Origin of the sequence: Streptococcus ratti FA-1 = DSM 20564 (assembly GCF_000286075.1) — a bacterium.
Classification (GTDB): Bacteria; Bacillota; Bacilli; order Lactobacillales; family Streptococcaceae; genus Streptococcus; species Streptococcus ratti.
On sequence record NZ_AJTZ01000005.1, the window covers coordinates 1,486,779 to 1,505,928 of the forward strand.

17 protein-coding genes are annotated in these 19,150 nt (G+C 39.6%); 1 reads left to right on the forward strand and 16 read right to left on the reverse strand.

Annotated elements, in window-relative coordinates:
- Nucleotides 1–97: 97 nt before the first annotated feature.
- Nucleotides 98–2,488, reverse strand: coding sequence for a YhgE/Pip domain-containing protein (locus tag SRA_RS08970; protein ID WP_003090040.1), 2,391 nt, complete (start codon nucleotides 2,486–2,488; stop codon nucleotides 98–100).
- 129 nt (nucleotides 2,489–2,617) lie between these two features.
- Between SRA_RS08970 and SRA_RS08975 the strand changes: the two genes are divergently transcribed.
- On the forward strand, nucleotides 2,618–3,175 hold the full coding sequence (locus tag SRA_RS08975) for a TetR/AcrR family transcriptional regulator (protein ID WP_003090042.1): 558 nt from the start codon (nucleotides 2,618–2,620) through the stop codon (nucleotides 3,173–3,175).
- A 175-nt stretch (nucleotides 3,176–3,350) separates the two neighbouring features.
- On the opposite strand, the gene rpsD is transcribed toward SRA_RS08975, so the two are convergent.
- From rpsD to SRA_RS09050, 15 genes are all read right to left on the reverse strand, one after another.
- Nucleotides 3,351–3,962, reverse strand: coding sequence for a 30S ribosomal protein S4 (gene rpsD, locus SRA_RS08980; RefSeq protein WP_003090044.1), 612 nt, complete (start codon nucleotides 3,960–3,962; stop codon nucleotides 3,351–3,353).
- Between the two features lie 541 nt (nucleotides 3,963–4,503).
- Complete coding sequence (locus tag SRA_RS08985) at nucleotides 4,504–4,776, reverse strand: Veg family protein (protein ID WP_003090045.1); 273 nt, start codon at nucleotides 4,774–4,776, stop codon at nucleotides 4,504–4,506.
- A gap of 15 nt (nucleotides 4,777–4,791) precedes the next feature.
- Nucleotides 4,792–6,156, reverse strand: coding sequence for a replicative DNA helicase (gene dnaB, locus SRA_RS08990; RefSeq protein WP_003090048.1), 1,365 nt, complete (start codon nucleotides 6,154–6,156; stop codon nucleotides 4,792–4,794).
- Nucleotides 6,157–6,202: 46 nt separating this feature from the next.
- Complete coding sequence (gene rplI / locus SRA_RS08995; protein WP_003090051.1) at nucleotides 6,203–6,655, reverse strand: 50S ribosomal protein L9; 453 nt, start codon at nucleotides 6,653–6,655, stop codon at nucleotides 6,203–6,205.
- Nucleotides 6,656–6,657: 2 nt separating this feature from the next.
- Complete coding sequence (locus SRA_RS09000) at nucleotides 6,658–8,628, reverse strand: DHH family phosphoesterase (RefSeq protein WP_003090054.1); 1,971 nt, start codon at nucleotides 8,626–8,628, stop codon at nucleotides 6,658–6,660.
- 76 nt (nucleotides 8,629–8,704) lie between these two features.
- Complete coding sequence (mnmG, locus tag SRA_RS09005; protein WP_003090057.1) at nucleotides 8,705–10,606, reverse strand: tRNA uridine-5-carboxymethylaminomethyl(34) synthesis enzyme MnmG; 1,902 nt, start codon at nucleotides 10,604–10,606, stop codon at nucleotides 8,705–8,707.
- Entirely contained in the window at nucleotides 10,603–11,430 is an 828-nt protein-coding gene (locus SRA_RS09010; RefSeq protein WP_003090060.1) for a hypothetical protein, read from the reverse strand. Before SRA_RS09010 ends, mnmG begins: the two co-directional genes overlap by 4 nt.
- A gap of 183 nt (nucleotides 11,431–11,613) precedes the next feature.
- A complete protein-coding gene (gene mnmA / locus SRA_RS09015) occupies nucleotides 11,614–12,735 on the reverse strand; it encodes a tRNA 2-thiouridine(34) synthase MnmA (RefSeq protein ID WP_003090063.1) in 1,122 nt (373 codons plus the stop codon).
- A 471-nt stretch (nucleotides 12,736–13,206) separates the two neighbouring features.
- Nucleotides 13,207–13,845, reverse strand: a complete 639-nt coding sequence (locus SRA_RS09020; protein WP_003090064.1) for a transglycosylase SLT domain-containing protein — start codon at nucleotides 13,843–13,845, stop codon at nucleotides 13,207–13,209.
- A gap of 159 nt (nucleotides 13,846–14,004) precedes the next feature.
- The gene (gene apf, locus SRA_RS09025) at nucleotides 14,005–14,895 is read right to left on the reverse strand and encodes an aggregation-promoting factor (protein WP_003090068.1); all 891 of its coding nucleotides are present in this window, start codon (nucleotides 14,893–14,895) and stop codon (nucleotides 14,005–14,007) included.
- A 184-nt stretch (nucleotides 14,896–15,079) separates the two neighbouring features.
- Nucleotides 15,080–15,874: an energy-coupling factor transporter transmembrane component T family protein gene (locus SRA_RS09030; RefSeq protein ID WP_003090070.1), complete on the reverse strand. Its 795-nt coding sequence runs from the start codon at nucleotides 15,872–15,874 to the stop codon at nucleotides 15,080–15,082.
- The gene (locus SRA_RS09035) at nucleotides 15,867–16,709 is read right to left on the reverse strand and encodes an energy-coupling factor transporter ATPase (protein WP_003090072.1); all 843 of its coding nucleotides are present in this window, start codon (nucleotides 16,707–16,709) and stop codon (nucleotides 15,867–15,869) included. Before SRA_RS09035 ends, SRA_RS09030 begins: the two co-directional genes overlap by 8 nt.
- Nucleotides 16,685–17,527 carry an energy-coupling factor ABC transporter ATP-binding protein gene (locus SRA_RS09040; protein ID WP_003090074.1) on the reverse strand — a complete coding sequence of 281 codons (843 nt, stop codon included), beginning with the start codon at nucleotides 17,525–17,527 and terminating at the stop codon, nucleotides 16,685–16,687. The genes SRA_RS09035 and SRA_RS09040 overlap by 25 nt, the downstream gene beginning before the upstream one ends.
- Before the next feature lie 3 nt (nucleotides 17,528–17,530).
- On the reverse strand, nucleotides 17,531–18,073 hold the full coding sequence (gene pgsA / locus SRA_RS09045) for a CDP-diacylglycerol--glycerol-3-phosphate 3-phosphatidyltransferase (protein WP_003090075.1): 543 nt from the start codon (nucleotides 18,071–18,073) through the stop codon (nucleotides 17,531–17,533).
- A gap of 11 nt (nucleotides 18,074–18,084) precedes the next feature.
- Nucleotides 18,085–19,095 (reverse strand): helix-turn-helix domain-containing protein, encoded by a 1,011-nt coding sequence (locus SRA_RS09050; RefSeq protein WP_003090077.1) that lies wholly within the window; start codon nucleotides 19,093–19,095, stop codon nucleotides 18,085–18,087.
- Nucleotides 19,096–19,150 lie beyond the last annotated feature (55 nt).

Genomic DNA, 19,150 nt, shown 5'->3' on the forward strand with positions numbered 1-19,150 from the left:
AGTAAAAAAGATTAGCAACCAATTGATTGCTAATCTTTTTTCTGTTCTCGTGTAATCAATTAAAACGGTAAAAGATCAGGAAAGCTATCTATTTTGTTTAGGATACTCTGGCTGCTCTTTCCAAAGTGACTTTGCGTTTTCCAACCAGCAGGCCCAAAACAGCAAAGATAAGGAAAAATACTCCTAAAGCCAAAACCTGACTGCTGATTGTACCGGCCATTGAAATAGTTTCTCGCAAACCCGATACCGAATAACTCATTGGTAAGTAAGGATTGACCCTTTGGAAAAACTTAGCGGTTACGGCAAGGGGATAGGTTCCTGCACTGGATCCTAATTGCAGTAGAAGCAAAATCAAGGAAGCAAAGGCACCAAATTTATCATGCCAGGTTACTAAAGCCGTTACCAGCGCCATAAAAGTGATACTTGTAAGAATAGTCAGACCCAAAGTCCTGAGCTCGAAATTAGAAGTCAGACCTATCATACGAACGCCAAAGTAAAGGATGACAGCTCCCGCTATAGCAATTAAACCATTGACTGCAAGTTTTTGCTCAACCCATTCTTTAAGATTTTTAGCCTTTTTACCTGAAAGAGCCTCTCTAAAAATAGTGTTGGTTGATAGAGCCATAACCATCAATGCTGCTGACATCATGTAAGGTGCCATCCCTACACCGTTGTTCTTGACATGATCTTCGTCTCGATGCTTGATGGACACAGGACTTGCTAACGTTTTAGCATTTGAATCAGCAACTGCGACTATGGACAGTTTGTTCTTAGCGCTCGACAAAGCTTTAGCAAGCTGGCCGGATCCACTTGACAAAGTTGTCAAGTTTTTCGTCAGGGTATTGCTGCCTTCTGCTAACTTACCAGCTCCTGCTGAAATTTGATTGGCACCGTTAGCCAACTGGCTGGCTCCTGCAGTTAATTGACTGCTGTTTGCAGCCAAAGTATTGGCACCACTGTTAAGAGTTCCAACTGCATTTGTATAAGCTGTCAATCCTTTAGTCAGTGCAGCAGTCCCTGCTGACAAACCATTACCAAGCAGACTGGCACCATTAGCTAAAGAGCTGCTGGCTGGAATAATTTGTGTATTTAAAGCTGTATTAATCTGTGTCAAGCCACTTGACAAAGTTGTCAAGCTAGTGGAGGCGCTTGGTAGGACCAGATTTGCTATTTGTTTTAATTGAGTTAAAGCGGCACTATCATTAGCAGTGTTACTTGCTGTCACCTGTCCATTCGGCAGCAGTTTTTGAATACTTTGAACACTGGTCAAAATAGCATTGGCCTGAGAAACCGCTGCAGCATTAGGCTGTGTTGTTGCCGCTGCACTTGAATTACCTGTATTGGCTAAGGCAGAAGCAATTTCAGATTGATCAGCTGCTGACATCTTTTGATAAGCACTGGTTGCCTGCACTGCAGCCAGTGGATTCTGCTGACTGCTGGCTGCTGGCTGCTGAGTCGTATTAGCTGAATTAACAATATTTTGTGCTGCTGCTGTAATAGCTGACAGATAGCTGCTGATATCAGCATTGCTGGTTGTTGGTGCAGAAGCCCCGCCATAATTTTGAATAGCTGTATTGAGACTAGTTAAAGAAGCAATCAGCTGATTAATTTGCTGGCTTTGTTCTGCAGACAGACTGGTCTTGCTTGACAGACTGGCTAATCCCTGATTGAGCTGACTGGCTGCCGTTACCAATTGCTGAATTTTAGCTGACCCATTAGTTAATTGGGAGACCCCTCCTAAAAGCTCTTGTGATTTGCTGTTAAGCTGGTTTGTCCCAGCAGCTAACTGGCTGACTCCTCCTGTATAGGTCTGCAGACCTGAGTACAGAGTATTAGCCCCTTGGTTAAAGGTTTGGCTGGAAGTAGCCAAAGTTGCCAGATTGGTACCAATCATTTGGCTTCCCTTCTCCAGCTGCTTAGAGCCGCTTGCCAACTTTTGACTGGCAGTGCCTGCCTCACCAAGACCGGTTTTTAAGCTTGACATGCTCTTAAAAAGAGATTTTGTGTAGGTACTGGTAATATTTTTTGAAACAGAATCTTTTAAAGTTTTAGCAGCTGTTTCGCTCATTTTAGAAGCAACAAAACTGTGCCCTTTAGAGGTTTGATAGGGGATAGTGATTTGCTTGGGATCATCTGTCAAAATACTGGCTGCATTTTGGGATAGATCGTGCGGCAGTGTAATAATCATATAATAATCACCCTCTTGCAGTCCCTTGGTGGCCTTCTCGCTGCTGACAAAATGATAATCGAGATTTTTATTTTTGGCCATAGTCTCAACCATGTCCTTACCAATTGTCATTTTTTTATTGTTATAAGATGCTGCTTTGTCTTCATTAACAACAGCAACCGGCAAATCAGATACATGGCCATAAGGATCCCACATCGAACTCAAAAAAATAATATTATATAAAGCAGGAACAAGGGCTATCCCTACCATTGTAATCCAAAGCATGGGCTTTTTTAAGACCGCTTTTAATTCCGTTAGCATTTTTTCTCCTTTTTGTACATTATGTCTAAATATTTGATATAATAGATTATACTCATAAATAAGTATTTTACAAGATAAAAAATAAAATTTTAGACAGTGTGTATAATTTTGTTCAAAAGGAGTTTCGCTATGACAAAATCTCTAAAAAAAGAAAAAGCAAAACAAGCCTTAGAAGCAGCCATGGCTCATTTATTAGAAAAAGAAAGCTTTAACGACATCACAACAACTGAGTTGGCAAAAGCAGCCCATATCAGCCGCAGCGGTTTTTACACGCATTATAAAGATAAATATGAAATGATTGATATTTACCAGCAGACGCTTTTCAGCAAATTGGAGTACATTTTTGATAAAAATTCAGCCAATCAGGAAGGAGCTATTTTGGAAGTCTTTGAATTTCTCCATCGCGAACCTCTATTTGCAGCTCTGCTTTCTGAAAATGGAACTAAGGAAATTCAGGAATTCCTGAAGAACAAATTTCGGCTGTTAATCACTCAGGATTTACAAGTCGGTCTTTCGATTACCATCCAAAATAATTTTCAAAATAAAAATCTGACTGATGTTGAAAGGGAATATGGAACGATCTACATCATCAACGCCCTCTTTGGCGTCTGCCAAATGTGGATTGCCCGCGGTAAAGTTGAAAGCCCTGAACAAATGACAGATTTTATTATTAAAATGATGCATTAACTTTTTAGACCTCTCTTTAAAAATTAAAAAACGCAAGGGATAACTTCTCTTGCATTTTTTATGGTAATGAAACACCATTATTATCTTATCACGGGCCTTGACTGGACTAACATTAATTAACTTATAAAAGGCTGAAACGTTCAGTTCCAGCCTTTTAATAATAAGCAATCCTATATTAAAGCATTTTGTTGTAGTATTCAACGACAAGAGCTTCATTGATTTCCGGATTGATTTCATCACGTTCCGGAAGACGAGTCAGTGAGCCTTCAAGTTTATCAGCATCGAAAGAAACAAATGCTGGACGTCCAACAACAGCTTCGACGGCTTCCAAAATAGCTGGAACCTTAGCTGATTTTTCACGAACCGAAATCACTTGACCCACTTCAACACGATAGCTAGGAATATCAACACGTTTGCCATCAACAAGAATATGACCATGGTTTACGAATTGACGTGCTTGGCGGCGGGTAGTTGCAAGACCCAAACGGTAAACAATATTGTCAAGACGGCGTTCAAGAAGAATCATAAAGTTGAAACCGAGTGTTCCGCCTTTAACTTTAGTAGCCTGAACGAACAAGTTACGGAATTGTTTTTCACCAAGACCGTATGAGAAGCGCAATTTTTGTTTTTCAGCCAACTGCAAACCATACTCAGACAGTTTTGAGCGATTGTTTGGCCCATGCTGACCTGGTACATAATTGCGGCGTGCTAATTCTTTACCTGTACCTGTAAGTGACAAGCCAAGACGGCGAGATTGTTTCCATGATGGACCTGTATAACGTGACATATTCATGTCCTCCTATAAAATAAAAATTTTGTAGGAAATAACGTTTTGAGCAAACCTAATTCGTGCAGATGCCCTTCGCCTAAACAGCAAAGGTTACTGATAAAAGTTAGTAGGCCAATTTATGCTGAAACAAAGTGCTAGGAGGCAAAAACAACAAATGTTAAGCCTAGGCAGCAATGTATTCAGTTCAGTCAGCCACTAGGGACACCTGTTGACGAGCTTTATTTTGCTCTGCTGCTATTTCACACAAACGATAGTATAACACAGAAAAAAGGCTTTGTAAAGCCTTTTTTCATAATATTTTATCTATAGAAGGTAACCAAATCAGCGTCTAAAAACCAATTGTATTTAATAGGCTAGCAGATAAAATTCACCAACTGAATTTTTAGAAGGCTGTTCTTTCAAACTTTACAGTCTTGTCAAGCCTTTGTAAACCAACTTGATTAGTAAAAACTGCTGATAAGTTCAAAATATAGCTTAGGACATAGTCCTGTCAAAATTTTTCTAAGCAATAAGTAAAAAATCAGACCTTTAATATGATCTAATCAAAGTAACGAATCAGCGTTTTTTCTGTCAAAATATCAGAATAAGTATATGATTCAACATAGGTATTGTCAATTTCACCTGGAACGTTTGCCTCATCTTTATATTCAACAATAAAAAGTGAAGGATAAACTTCAATAAGACGGCCAACTTTATTTTTTTCTCGTTTACGGCCGTTTTCAAGTGTCAGTTCAACCAACTGACCCTCATGATTTTTGACATCTTCTTTAATTTTTTTCATCTTTGCGACATCTGCAAATGCATCACTCATTTAATTGTATCTCTCCTATCTTTCTTCAAATGGGGCTATCGTTGAAAATTTATTGTACTGCTTCTGGAATATTAGTTTCACAGTTCCTCTGGCACCCGCCCGGTTTTTTTCCAGTATAACTTCAATAGTATTGTCTTCTAATTGATCCTGCCCTTCTTCCTTATCGCCTCTGTCATAATAATCATCACGATACAAAAAAGCGACAATATCAGCATCCTGCTCAATGGAACCGGACTCCCGAATATCAGAGAGAACCGGTCTTTTATCCTGGCGCTGCTCAACACCGCGAGACAGCTGACTGAGGGCAATAACCGGGACCTTAAGCTCTTTAGCAAGAATTTTTAATTGGCGGGAAATATCAGAAACCTCCTGTTGACGATTTTCAGGACGTGTACCTGTAATGAGCTGAAGGTAATCAATAACAATCAAGCCCAACCCATTTTCAAGCTCCTGATCCAATTTGCGGGCACGCGCTCGAATCTCTGTAACTTTAATCCCTGGAGTATCATCAATGTAAATGGGGGCCTCGGCAAGAGTCCCTTGGGCCAGCGTGATGTTTTGCCATTCCTGCTCACTTAACTGACCGGTCCGCAAATTATGAGCATCTACCATGCCTTCTGATGCAAGCATCCGATCAACTAAGCTTTCTGCTCCCATTTCAAGTGAGAAAATGGCAACCGGACGGTTACTCTTTGTTCCGACATTTTGAGCAATATTAAGAACAAAAGCTGTCTTACCAACTGCTGGTCTGGCAGCCAGGATAATCAGCTGATCCGGATGCAGACCCGTTGTAATCTTGTCAAGTTCCTGGAAACCAGTTGGCAGCCCAGTAACATCTGAAGTCTGTTTAGAGCGCAATTCAAGATTTTCATAATTGATAGCCAAAACATCAGAAATCTTTCGAAAACCGCTGCGATTACTGCGCTCATTTACATCAACAAGAGCTTTTTCAGCGCCTGCAATAATATCTTCAGCCTCTGTTGCTCCCTCATAGGCCTGATTGACAGTTTCTGTCAAGCGATCAATAATCCGGCGCAGCATAGATTTTTCAGCCACAATCTTAGCATAGTACTCGGCATTAGCACTGGTCGGCACACTGTTGACTAATTCAACAAGGTAAGAGATACCGCCGACATTTTGCAGGTCTCCCTGACTGTCAAGTATGGCACGAACAGTTGTCGCATCAATAGCATCATTTCTATCATTAAGACTGATCATAGCCTTAAAAATGACTCGATGCGCATACTTATAAAAATCCTCAGGCTCAATATATTCTCGAACAGTAATGAGCTTATCCGGCGCTATAAAAATAGAACCTAAAACAGATTGTTCTGCTACCAAATCCTGAGGCTGAACTCGTAATTCCGGAGTCTCTGGCAAAACCTCTCACCTCCTAACCCTAACCTTATTTTGTCTGATCATGCACTCAGGCTTCCTTAACTTGAAGTTTAATGATACCATCAACTTCTTTATGAAGTTTTACAGGCACCTCAATAAGCCCAATCGCACGAATAGAATGATCGAGTTTAATGTGGCGTTTGTCTAGTTTGATACCAAACTGTTTGTTTAATTCTTCAGAGATCTTTTTAGCTGTGATAGAACCAAAAGTCCTACCGTCTGGACCAACTTTTTCTGTAAACTGAACAAGGGTCGCTTCTTTTTCTAGCTCCGCCTTGATTTCCTTAGCTTCTGCCAACAGTTCTGCCTGGGCTTTTTCTTCAGATTTCTGCTTGCCTTTAAGTTCATTAAGGGCCTGCTTGGTAGCTTCTTTAGCCAAGTTTTTCTTAATTAAAAAATTTTGAGCATAGCCTGTAGGAACTTCCTTGACTTCGCCTTTTTTACCCTTTCCCTTAACATCTGCCAAAAAAATAACTTTCATCACTAAGACTCCTTATTTTCTTTAAATTCTTCTTCAATTTTTTCTAACAAAAGCTCACGGACTTCTTTAACGGTCATATCTTGTATTTGACAAGCCGCTAAGTTGAAGTGGCCGCCTCCGCCCATTTCTTCCATAATCCGCTGAACATTGATTTTATTGCGGCTGCGTGCTGATACCGAAACAAAGCCTTCAGGTGTTCTGGTAATGACAAAAGTTGCCTCAATGCCCGCCATGTTTAGCATAGTGTCAGCAGCCCTGCTGGCAATAACATTAGAATAGCTGGCATCTTCTGCCCCGGCTGTCACAATGATATTTGGCAGAATACGTTCTCCGCGTAAAATTAATTCATTAACTGACCGGTACTCATCAAAATCAAGAGCTGATATGTTTTGAATTTCAACATTATCACTTCCCAGCGTCCGCAGATAGCTGGCAACATCAAAAGTACGGCTGGTGACACGCGTTGAAAAATTCTTAGTGTCAAGCATGATTCCTGCCATGATAATGCTGGCTTGAATTTTACTTAAACGGTATTTACTGTCTTGGAACTGTAAAAGCTCGGTTACTAACTCGCTGGCACTGCTGGCACCACTTTCAATGAAAGTCAGCGTAGCATTTTCCGGAAAATCATCATCTCTTCTGTGGTGATCAATAACGATAACTTCTGTAAACTTATCGTAAAGCTCTCTTGACAGTGTCAACTGCAGTTTGGAATGGTCAACCATGATAAGAAGGGAGTTTCCCGTAACCTGATTCAGAGCTTCCTTTACAGTCAGCAGCTGCGTATTGCCATCATACTGTAAACGCTCAATTGCTCTTTTGACATCATGGCTGATACTGTTTTCGTCATAAACCGCATAAGCATGTTCAATGATATTATTAGCAAAAACCTGCATACCAACAGAAGCCCCCAAGGCATCCATATCCAGATTTTTATGACCTACCACAAAAACACTGTCAACTGTTTTTATCTTATCGGAAATAGCAGTCATCATAGCACGCGTTCTTGTTCGGGAACGTTTGATTGTTGAAACAGAGCCGCCGCCAAAATAAAGCAGTTTTTTGTTCTCCTCATTTTCACGAACAACAGCTTGATCACCACCCCGAACCAGAGCAATATTAAGATTTTTAAGAGCAATCTGGCCAATCTGATCATGATTGGTTCTGCCGTGGGATATTCCCATACTCAGAGTCAGAGGAAGCTGGCGCTCCTGGGCCTCTTTGCGAAATTGTTCCAGTACATCAAATTTATCCTGAATTAGCTGATTTAAGGTACCGTAATCCGTAAAGAAATAAAATCGATCCATATTGACACGGCAATAAAAGATACCGTTAGTTTGGGCAAATTCAGAAATAAAATTAGCAATAAAACCATTAATCTGAGATACATCTGCATCAGCCAGAGATTCGACAGTATCATCATAATTGTCAATAGAAATAACACCGATGACTGGCTGCAAATCCAAGCCTTGCTTTGTGCTGTCATTTTCTCTGGATAAATTAAAGAAATAAAAGATACCGTTAGTTACATCTAAATAAACCGAATATTTATTATCGCCAACCTCCATTGTCTGGTCGGAAGAGCCTTCTTTTTTACTTTTGATGACGGAGGTGATAAACTCACTGTCAAATTCGCCGTCTTCCTTAGTAAAAATCAATTCTGCAAAGGGGTTGAACCATTCAATTTTGTCTGTTTCAGGATCAAACTGAACAACACCGACCGGCATCTGATCAAGCAGAGCAATCAGCTTACCTTCTGTCTGACTGTTCAAAAGTTCAATCTGCTCTAACTCAGAAATTTCATAGACGCTTTTTTGATAATAAAGTAATATGATGATGGCTACACATGTTAAAAAAATAATAAACATTAACAGCGCAGAATCTGGAAAAACACGAGCACTGACAGCCAGAATTCCAAATATAATCATACCTATCATGATTAGGTGACTGGTTGCAAAACGAAATCTTCTCATTATCTAAACCTCTTAAGCCCTAATTATACCATAAAAACTTGATAAAATATAGGGGGGAAAGACGCCTGCTTACCTCTTATTGCTTATTTTTAGCTGTCTGTCTTCTTCCTTCAAGATAAACCATAAGAATGGAAATATCCGCTGGGTTAACTCCAGAAATACGGCTGGCCTGCCCAATTGTTTCTGGATTGATCTTTTTAAATTTCTGACGTGCTTCTGTTGCAATGGAATCAATAGCATCCCAGTCAATATTTTTAGGAATGCGTTTTTCTTCCATACGCTTCATTTTGGCAACCTGATCAAGAGCTTTTTTGATATAGCCTTCATATTTAATTTCTGTTTCTAAAAGCTCAATCAGTTTACTGTCTAAGTCCTCTGCTGCCGGACCGATAAAGCAGACAGCATCAGCATAGGTCACTTCTGGACGGCGCATGAATTCCTTAGCAGTTACCGCATCTGTTAAAGGCTTAAAGCCCATTTCCTCAACCATCTGGTTCGTTTCAGGCACTGGTTTTAATTTCAACGATTCTAACCGTTTGAGTTCATTGTCAAATTGGACCTTTTTAACAGCAAACTGCTGATAGCGTTTTTCATCAACAAGACCAACCTGATATCCAATTTCCGTCAGGCGCATATCAGCATTGTCATGCCGCAGGATAAGACGATATTCCGCACGACTTGTCAGCAAACGATAAGGCTCCAAAGTTCCTTTGGTTACCAAATCATCAATCATAACACCAATATAAGCATCACTGCGTTTAAGAATCATTTCTGGCTTACCTTGAACTTTCAAAGCGGCGTTGATACCAGCAACGATTCCTTGGCCCGCAGCTTCTTCATAGCCAGATGTCCCATTTGTTTGACCAGCTGTAAATAATCCTGAGATTTTTTTCGTTTCCAAGGTTGCCCGCAATTGATGCGGCAGGACAATATCATACTCAATCGCATAGCCGGTCCGCATCATTTCAGCATTTTCAAGGCCTTTAATGGAATGAACCAAATCTTTCTGAACATCTTCTGGCAAACTTGTTGACAGACCTTGAATATAGACCTCTTCGGTTTCACGTCCTTCAGGCTCCAAAAATAGCTGATGGCGATCCTTGTCAGCAAAGCGAACAATCTTATCCTCAATAGATGGACAGTAACGCGGTCCCACACCTTTGACAATGCCAGAAAACATGGGAGCACGGTATAGATTTTTATTGATGATGTCGTGGCTGTTTTGGTTGGTATAAGTCAGCCAGCAGGGAATTTGATTTTGCAGGTAATCGGCGTCTTTAGACATGAATGAGAAATGATTAGGTCTCTCGTCTCCAGGCTGAATTTCCGTTTCATCGTAATTAATAGAATTAGCCTTAACACGCGGCGGGGTTCCCGTTTTAAAACGGCCGATTTCCAAACCTAAACCTCTCAAATTATCCGCCAAAGTTACCGAAGCTAGACTATTATTGGGACCAGATGAATATTTTAATTCACCCAGAATAATCTCACCGCGCAAAGCTGTACCGGTTGTCACGATTACAGCCTGAGCGCTGTACTTTTGATTCGTCGCAGTCCTAACACCAACAACCTTATCATCTTCAACCAAAATTTCATCAATCATGGTCTGACGTAAGGTTAAATTTTCCTGCTGCTCAACCGTATGCTTCATGTTGCGGGCATAAAGTGCCTTATCTGCCTGAGCACGTAAGGCTCGAACCGCAGGACCTTTACCTGTATTGAGCATCTTCATTTGAATATAGGACTTATCAATGTTTTTACCCATCTCACCGCCAAGAGCATCAATCTCACGAACCACAATCCCCTTGGCAGAACCACCAATTGAAGGATTACAAGGCATAAAAGCCAACATTTCAAGATTAATAGTTGCCAATAAAGTCTTACAGCCCATGCGGCTAGTAGCAAGACTGGCTTCCACACCAGCATGACCAGCGCCAATGACAATAACATCATAGTTTTCAGTAAATTCGTGTGTCATTTTCTAACTCTTCCTCTTATTTTCTTAATATAATTTAAATCTGATATTTCTTCTTGAATTCCCCTAAGCGTCTCAGATATCTGCTGTAATTCTTCTCCAGTAGAGCAATCACTATCTAAGTTACTATGATAGTATTGAATATCTTTCAAAATATTCTCTACAACAGTATAATAATGGTCTTGACCAATCAAAATATCTCTTTTTATAGAGTATATAATCCTTAGAAAAACAAGAAAAAGTAGGGAAATAATAACAATGGTAAGTAACAATTCTTTTTTATTAGAACCTTCGGATAGTCCTATTACTGACGAAGGTATTATTGTAACGATGGCTATCCCAATTCCTATAAAAAAACTAAATCTGCTATCATTTAATTGTCTATAATAACTTAGCTCTTCTAATAAATGAGTAATGGTATCATTAAGCGATAAACTTGTCGTTTTTAAAATGTGGTTTTTAATTTTTTCTAGATTTTCTTTATAGTTATCATTTTTAAATTTCTTTTCTATATTCCAAATCTTTTTCAGATAATGTTGATATAGAAAAAAAGCTACGACAACTAGTAGTGAAAGAGAGAGGATAAAAATAATATATAAATTCCATCCCATTAAAAAAATCATTTCAAAACTTAAAACAGTAATAAGTAATAGAGGCGTCATCACTACCAAACATATCAAAAAATAATTCTTTGTATACTTAACAAAATCTTGCATCTTAAAAATATCATTGATTTTATTCAGAACATCATTAAAAAAATAACTTACTCTATCATTTGGTACAATAACAGCTTGTTTATCCTTCTTATTTTTACTATCTTTACTCAAAATCAATTCCCCTATTAAAACAAAAAATAGCCAAAACCCTCGAAAATTGTACGTCAAAAAGACCTACAATTCTCATGAGCTTTGACCATCATGATTATTGTTATCTTTATTTTATCATTCTGGAACAATTTGTCAATAATCATCTAAATCTAACATCAAAAAATAATTGACAAAACTGTCAAGTTAGATGTATTGACAAACCTTTTCTCCTTGATAAGCATTGTCAATCAATCCACCACCAAGGCATTCATCTCCATCATAAAAAACAACTGCTTGACCTGGTGTAATAGCACGCTGCGGTTCATCAAAGATAACTTCCGCCTTATCGCCCTTTACCTTGACAGTTACTTGACTATCTGGTTGACGGTAACGAAACTTGGCAGTACACTCCAATGTAAACTCATTAGGCATATCATGTGTAAAATGTACCTGACTAGCTGTCAAGCTAGTTGACATGAGTGCGTCATGGTAAAAACCTTGACCAACATAGAGAATATTTTGGGATAAGTCTTTTCCAACAACAAACCAAGGCGCATTATCTCCGCCTTTTTGACCGCCAATTCCCATGCCGCCACGTTGACCAATGGTATAATACATGAGACCATTGTGTCCACCCATATCACGGCCATCAACGGTCATCATACGACCCTTTTGGGCTGGAAGGTAGTTACTTAAAAATTCTTTAAAGTTCTTTTCACCAATGAAGCAGATTCCGGTAGAATCTTTTTTCTTGGCAGTTGCCAATCCGGCTTTTTCTGCAATTTCGCGAACTTGCGGTTTTTGTAAATGTCCCAAAGGAAACATTACTTTTTGCAGCTGTTCTTGAGATAATTGGCTTAAAAAGTAGGTTTGGTCCTTATTATTGTCTGCTCCGCGCAGCATGTGGACTGTGCCATCTTCATCACGCGACACTTGTGCGTAATGGCCGGTCGCCACATAATCAGCCCCCAATGTCATGGCATAGTCAAGAAAGGCCTTGAACTTAATTTCTTTGTTGCACATGACATCTGGATTGGGCGTACGCCCTGCACGGTATTCTGCCAGAAAATATTCGAAGACACGATCCCAGTACTCTTTTTCAAAGTTAACCGAATAATAAGGAATGCCAATCTGGTCAGCTACAGCTGCCACATCTTTATAGTCTTCGGTGGCTGTACAGACACCTGATTCATCTGTGTCATCCCAGTTTTTCATGAAGACGCCAATCACGTCGTAGCCTTGCTCCTTTAAAAGCAGAGCCGTTACAGACGAGTCAACGCCGCCACTCATACCGACAACAACACGTGTTTTTGAATTATCTGTCATTGATAATCCTCCCATCAAATTTTAAGATATATTAGCTAAAACATCGATAGAAAACAGAATATTGACCAAAAAATATAATCCTTCAGTCAGTATTATTTTCAGGACTCAGCTAATATTCAGTTTTTCTAACATAGACTTGAAGGGTCTAGTTTTCAAAAGTCGATTTGAAGGTCGATTTTGAAGCGCCGCAGCGCAAATCATATTATATCACAAAAGGCTCTAATCACCACTATATAACTTTAAGAAAAATTTCCGCATTTATTGATTGTCAACTTATTTATTACAGTTAACCAAAAAATTGACACTTTTGTCAATATCATCAATCTTATGGCTTATAAATTCAGCCTTAACAAGGTGTCAAATCTGTAAATCATTGTCAACCAATCTTTTACACTTAACCTTTAAGAAAGACGCTTAAAAAGCCATTAGCAAAATCCTAATGACTTTATTTTAAATTAAAATTTCTAAAATCTACATACCCCAGGCTGATAATCCTTGAGAATTGTAAGCATTAATGGCAGAATTGATTTGATCCTGAACAGTTGCTGTTGAACCCCAGCCAGGCATGGTTTGGAAAAGTCCTGAAGCTCCTGAACCATTAGCCGCATTTACTTGACCATTTGATTCGCGGGCAATAATGTATTCCCAAGTTGACTGCGGAACACCAGTTGCTGCTGCCATTTGTGCTGCTGCTTCTGAGCCAGTTGCACCAGCAGTATTACCATTAGCAAGATTGCTATTAGAGACTGCATTAGCCGCCTGAGCTTGCTGCGAAGCATAGGCAGTATTATTATAAGCTACATTGGTCGTGTTTTGAACAGCCGCAGTATCAGGTGCTGCAACTTCTGTCACAGGCTGCGCAGAAGAGACTTCCTCAGCAGCAGGCTGACTATTTTCAGGTGCTGCAACAGTCTGAGCTTGAGTTTGATCAGTATTTTGAGGCTGTACCACTGCAGCCTGAGCGAGAACAGATTCTGATTTCTTAATATGTGCTTCTGTATTTACAGATTCTCCTGTAAAAAGGGTCGCAAATCCTACAAAAAAAGGTAAAACTAAAAATTGGCTTTTAACAACTTTTTTGAATTTCGATTTTTTGACTCTACTGTACATAAAAAAACTTATTTCCTTTCATTATCTCGCTTTCTATCATATAAATTAATTGTTACTTTAACTTTATTTTTATATTAAAAATATTACAGTTACATTTAAAATAAATAAAAAACGCCCAAAACTATTGAAATTTTGAGCATTTTAGACATTTCTTCAAAATTAATACCAGCCATTAGCATTCCAAAAGGCTTGAGCTGCTGTCCATGAACCATAGCGGCTAGTGACATAAGCATCCGCCACACGCTCTTGGTTCTCAGCAGATAAATCTCCATTTAAATAAGAGCTGCTCAGCTGATAACGGCCATAATACTGCCCGTTCTGAGCACTATAGTTGCCGCCTGATTCTTTTTGAGCGATAAATTCTTTTGCAGCTGCATCCGATGCACTCAAACTGCTGCTGGTTGATGCTGATGATGTCTCAGTCTTCTGCGATTCAGCAGGAGCTGCCGTTGTTGCCTCTGTAGTCTGAGGGGCTTCGGAAGCTGTTGTTGCAGCTTCGCTAGTTTGTGTTGTTGCGGCTGGTGCTGCTGTCGTTGCTTCACTTGACTGGGTTTCTGCAGGAGCCGCCGTTGTTGCCTCTGTGGTCTGAGGGGCTTCGGAAGCTGTTGTTGCAGCTTCGCTAGTTTGTGTTGTTGCGGCTGGTGCTGCTGTCGTTGCTTCACTTGACTGGGTTTCTGCAGGAGCTGCCGTTGTTGCCTCTGTGGTCTGAGGGGCTTCGGAAGCTGTTGTTGCAGCTTCGCTAGCTTGTGTTTCTGCTGAAGCAGCCGGTGCTGTTTCTTCTGCTGCTTGAGGTACTTCGGTTTTTTCATCTAACTCTAAAACTTGATCAATATAGATAAGGTGGACATCCTTAATCTTATTTATTTTAGCAAGCTTTTTAACCGTTGTTCCATGAGCTGAAGCTATTTCTGATAGAGTGTCCCCTGATTTTACAGTATAGCTTTCTGCATGTGCCGCAATGGGCAGGATTAGACTGGCAGCTGTTGCAATTCCTGCAAAGCTAGTTTTTACTGTTTTACTTTTATTTTCTAAAATATTTTTTAATGACATAACTTACTCCTTTTAGTGTTATACATCCCATCATACAGCAGATATATTACTCATTTTTTAGAGTAAAGTTAAATATGTTACAATTAAGTTTTAATTAGAAAAAGAAAACGCCTTCTTTTGCTTTGTCAGCAATTATTTAAACTTGGTCAAATAATTACATCTCCGTACTTATTAAACGTTTTTCTCATTTTTTTAATAAAAATAAGATTAATCCAAGACAGCAGATACCAATAATAGCCATGCTGTCCTTATAGGTCCATTTTAACAATCGGTATTTACTGCGGCCTTCCCCCCCTTGATAGCCGCGCGCTTCCATTGCTGTTGCTAAAGCATCAGCTCTTTTAAAGCTGGAAGCAAAGAGAGGAATTAGGATAGGAATGATCGACTTTACTTTTTGAATGAGATTCCCTTCTCCAAAATCAACACCGCGTGCTTTTTGAGCATTCATAATGCGTGTCGTATCATCCATCAGTGTCGGTACAAAACGCAGACTCAGCGACAGCATCAAACCAATCTCATGCACAGGAACCTTCAAAGGTTCTAGAGGTTTTAAGAGAGACTCTACTGCATCTGCTAAACTAAGAGGAGTTGTTGTCAGGGTCAACAGTGTTGAAAAGATGATAATCAGCACAAAGCGCATAAAAATCAATGCCGCCTGCCCAAGACCGTAATCGGTAATTTTGATAATCCATAATTGGACTAAAACATCTCCTGCCTGAGTGAAAAAAACTTGAAACAGGGTCGTAAAAAGAATCAATCCTATCATAGGCTTTAAGCCTTTTAGGAAAAAACCAATTTTAATACGAGATAGCAACACCAAAACCATGGTAAAAGCAAACATTAAAAGATTTGTAATGACATTATTGGCCCAAAAAACAATAATAATGAAAATAAACATTGATAGCAGTTTGCTTCTTGGATCCAGACGATGAATGAACGAATCTCCGGGAATATAACGGCCAAGGATAAGATTATTCATTCTTAATCGCCTCCACAAATTCTTCTAGGGTAATGGGCAGAGAATCAAAAGCCATTCCTTTTTTCCTTAAATCAGCTGCAAACTGAGTAATTTTAGGAACGCCTAGTTGTTTGCTTTCTAAAAATTCGATTTCTTGAAAAACTGATTTAGGACTACCCGATAGAACAATCTTCCCCTTTTCCAAAACATAAACCCAGTCTGCATGATTAGACACATCATCCATTAAGTGAGTGACTAAAACAATTGTCATCCCTTGCTGGTGAAGCTCTTCAAACAAGTTCATCAGCTCACGCCGCCCCTTGGGATCAAGGCCGGCAGTGGGCTCATCTAAAACCAAAATACTCGGCTCCATAGCCAGAATACCTGCAATAGCAACCCTGCGCATCTGCCCGCCTGATAATTCAAAAGGATTTTTTTCAAATAAATGCTCAGCAATGCCAACTAAAGCTAGCTTCTCACGGGCTATTTTTTCAGCATCTTCCTGAGAAATACCAAAATTCTGCGGCCCAAAAGCAACGTCTTTTAAAACCGTTTCATCAAAAAGCTGACTTTCTGGAAATTGAAAAACTAGGCCAACTTTTTTACGAATACTTTTGATATCTTTATTTTTAGAATCGGGCTTGATGGCTACATCATCAACATAAACAGTTCCTTTAGTCGGTATGTTAAGACCATTTAAAAGCTGCATAATAGTAGATTTACCGCTGCCTGTGTGCCCTATAAAAGCTGTGAAACTGCCATCTTTAATTTCTAAATCAACATCGAAAAGGGCACGCCCTTCAAAAGGGGTTCCCGCCTGATAAGTATAACTTACTTTTTGGAGAATAATGCCCATAACTTATCTTCCAATTCCTTTTCTGGCAAATAACCTTCATTAAAGGTAAAACCGATTGGCTCCAAAGCTTTAATAATCGCTGAGGCGAAAGGAATATCCAATCCTAAGCTTAGCAGCTCATCTCCCCGAGAGAACAATTCTCGCGGGGTTGAACTGGATTCTATCTGACCTTCCTTCATCACCAAAACCCGATCGCTGAGAGCCACCTCATCTAAATCATGAGTGATGGATATAACCGTCATCCCACAGTCATCACGAATTTTTTGGATAATCTTAATTAACTCCAGACGCCCTTCCGGATCCAGTATGCTGGTTGCTTCATCCAAAATAATGATACTCGGCTGCATGGCCACTGCACCTGCAATCGCTACTCTTTGCTTTTGTCCCCCTGACAGTCTAGCGGGCTCTCTTGTCTTAAAATCAAGCATACCGACAAGACTTAAAGCTTCTCTAACACGTTCTTGCATTTTCTCGAGAGAAACACCTTGATTTTCCAGACCAAAAGCAACATCGTCTTCTACAGTTGCACCAACAAATTGATTGTCTGGATTTTGAAAAACCATGCCAATCTTATGACGAATATCCCAAATATTGCTGTCTGACAGCTCTTCGCCTTCTATGAAAATTTGTCCGGACTCAGCTTCCAGCAGGCCGTCAATCAAGCGAACAGCTGTTGATTTGCCGCTGCCGTTGTGACCGATAATGGCTAACCACTCTCCATGTTTCACGTGAAACGAAATATTATTTAATGTCGGTTCTTTTTGATTCTCATCATAACGAAATGTAACGTTTTTTAATTCAATCGTTTTATCTGCCATTGTCTATTTAAAAGTATCCTTGAAAAGGAAACCGGCTCCTTTGAAATAATCGTAACCTGAGTAAAGAGTGAAAAACAAAGAGATATACAGCAAAATAGTTCCCCAGGGTTCAAAGTGACAGAGCAAAAAAATGATGGAAAACATTTGAGTGGCTGTTTTAATTTTTCCGGGCATAGCAGCAGCCAAAACTTCCCCGCCCGTTTCAACCAACAGCAAGCGCAGACCTGTCACCGCCAATTCACGGCAGATGATAATTGCTGAAATCCAGGCCGGTGCTAAATCAAGACCAACAAGCATGATGAAAGCACTCATGACCAACATCTTATCTGCCAAAGGATCAGCAAATTTACCAAAATTAGTCACAACTTTCCATTTGCGTGCTAAGTAACCATCCAAATAATCAGTCAAACTTGCTACAGCAAAAATAATGGCTGCAGCAATATGCCAGGCTGTGCTGTTGCTTACAGAGGTTAAAAGCAAGAAAACCGGTATCAGTAAAATACGAATAAGCGTTAATAAATTGGGAATATTTTCTTTTTTAGCCATTAAAAACTCCTTTATTGGACAGTCACATTGATATTGGTCAAACCGGCATTAATGAGATTAGAAGTATCCAGTTTTTGACCATTTATGCTTATGTCAACACCATTCAGCACAGCAACTGTCAGCATGGAAGTTGTTGAACCTTCTGCCAAAGTTACTGTATAAGTCTTCTCAGCCGCCGTCAGAGTCGTTCCGGCTTCTCCGGTATCAGTATTGGTAGCTGAAACCCAGCTGTCTTCTGCTCCTGTCAAGGTAAAGGTAATTTCTACTTTACCATTTGTATTGCTCAAAGTGACATTATTTCCGCCTTCTGCGAAATCTGTTTCAATATTTGTCTGACTTTGTGCTGTTGTTGACGTTGAAGATTGATCGGTATTCTTTTTCTTTTTAGAAGAAGTGGTGAGTTGGGTTTTATCAGAATCACTATGCAATTGATTATAAGCAATATAGCCGACATAGCTGACAATAGCCAAAGCTAACAACACAAGCAAAATCAAAGCCCAAGGGAATCGTCTGCTTGGTTCTTCTTCATAATCATATTTACTAAGGCGAGATGGAATTTTTTCAGCTGCAGTATCTGTTTGCTCAAGTTCTTCCTCGGGGTCTTCCAATTGCGGTGTTTCCTCTGTCAAACTGATATTTTGAGTAACATCCAAATCAATGGACAAATCCTGAGGGGCCTCAACTGATTTTTCTTCTTTTTTAGCTTTAGACTCATCTTTATCTGCAGCTATTGTATCTGCTGAAGATGAAGAAGCGGACTCATCTTCTGAAGAAGGAAGGATCAAGTCATCGCTTAGCTCTTGATTGCGGTAGCCGTGGATGATGGAAACTGGATCCAGACCAACTACTTGGGCATACTTTTCTAAATACTCATTGGTCTTTCCTTCCGGCAGTAATTTAAGCTGATCCAGCTCCATAGCCAATATGTAATGAGGTCCAATGCCCGTTTTATCGACCACATCATCAAAGCTCAGTTTTTTTTCAATCCGCGCATCACGTAAAATATCACCTATTTTATTCATTTTAGTCTACACCAGTCCTTCCCGTCTCTATTAATCCTGTTTATTATAACAAATT